The sequence below is a fragment of the Gordonia sp. NPDC003585 genome (assembly GCF_040610755.1).
Lineage (GTDB): Bacteria > Actinomycetota > Actinomycetes > Mycobacteriales > Mycobacteriaceae > Gordonia.
Genome location: NZ_JBEXMX010000193.1, coordinates 1 through 1,506, shown reverse-complemented (window position 1 = coordinate 1,506; position 1,506 = coordinate 1). Strand labels below are relative to the sequence as shown.

The window sequence follows — 1,506 nt, the reverse complement described above, 5'->3', positions numbered from 1 at the left end:
CCGACGAGACCTCGTCACACACGACCAATAGACCAACCACAGGGGGTCAAAATTCAAACGTCGATAAGGGGTCAGATTTCAGCCGCCGTTGACAGCGGCTTACCCATCACACGTCCGCAGCGATCACAGAGGTAGTCGCCGGTGGTCCGTGTCGGGCGGCCCCGGCGTCGCCGCACGCCGGCACGGTCTTGCTCAGTCATCACGGATCACCCGCGCTCGTTTGGGCCGTCCGGTGCGGCTGAGGTCGACAACATTGTCGGTGGCGGTCTTGCGGCGTCGGGCATCGGTGGCCGTCACCGTCACAAGATCGGCGGGGGTACAGGCGAAGACATCGCATATCGCCGCCATGACCTGGAGCGATACCCTTTCAGGCTGGCCGGCCACCAAGCGGTAGATCTGTGACGCCGACAGGTCGATACCGCGCTCACGCAGTAACGGCACCAGGTCGGTGCTGTTGTGCAGTCCTGCTGCTGCCATCAATTCCGCGAGCCGCCATCGGTAGTCGACTGTGCGTGCTGCCATCAGTTAGTCACCTGTCTCTCCGTGATCGCCGGTATTCATCGCCTCCCGCATGGTCGAGTCCAGTGCGCCCCGCAGCGTCTGTTGGCGGAAGTCGGTCGTGGTGCAGTCGTAGATGCCCGTTGTCGAGGCGAACTCATGGCCCAGCTGATCCTGCACGAATTTGGGGTCAATCCCCGCCTCGATCAGGTGCGTCGTATATGACCTCCGGAACGAGTGCATGTCCACGCCCGGTGTCAGCCCGAGTTCCTCGCAGTATCGGGAAAATCGTTGTCGCACACAGTTAACCGATACCATCTTGCCTCGCTCGCTGGTGAACAGGTCCAGCGGTCCCTCGTCGCCACCCAACTGAGCGACCGCTACCCAGTCCTCGACGACCTCGGGTGACCAGTCGAATACAGTCAGCACCGATCGTGGCTTCGGGGGAGAACCGCGATGGGGCTTTCCGTATCGGACGCGAAGGACACCATACTTCCCGAACTCCGGGGCCTTCGGATTCCGATAGAAGTCGCTGGTCTGAAGATGCCTGACTTCATTGCCGCGCAGACCCCAGCCGTAGGCCACCTTGAACCACGTCGCATCCCGGTACGCCGCGAACCATCCTTTGCGGCCGCTCGCCGCGATCATGTCCACTTCACCATCGGCGTGATCGAAAAACCGTTGCAGCTCAACACGACTGAACGCGCGCTTGGTCGGATTGGACTCAAGGCCATGTCGACGATCATTGACTCGCCGGAGCCGGGATCGGGTAGGTGCGCACGAGTCCGAGTGCACATTAGCGCTGGTCAATAGGCGTGCACCGATAATCAGACATCCCAAGGGTGAGGGACCGGTCCGCCTGCATCTGCTGCAACATTACCGGAATACTTAACATAATGTATCTTATCGGCAGTTAAAGGAGACGAGTTCAAACAGATGAGAGAACTCGACCTGGCGGATCTGGAGCGAAACTGCTGGCTACGACCCGTGGCGTATTGCCGGGTCGCG

At 60.7% G+C, this 1,506-nt stretch carries 1 protein-coding gene and 1 pseudogene; both read right to left on the bottom strand.

Going from position 1 to position 1,506, the window contains the following annotated elements:
- Positions 1-192 precede the first annotated feature (192 nt).
- A complete protein-coding gene (locus tag ABZW74_RS24565; protein WP_348805821.1) occupies positions 193-522 on the bottom strand; it encodes a helix-turn-helix transcriptional regulator in 330 nt (109 codons plus the stop codon).
- 3 nt (positions 523-525) lie between these two features.
- Positions 526-1,215, bottom strand: a pseudogene (locus ABZW74_RS24560) (site-specific integrase); the annotation flags it as partial.
- Positions 1,216-1,506: the final 291 nt, after the last annotated feature.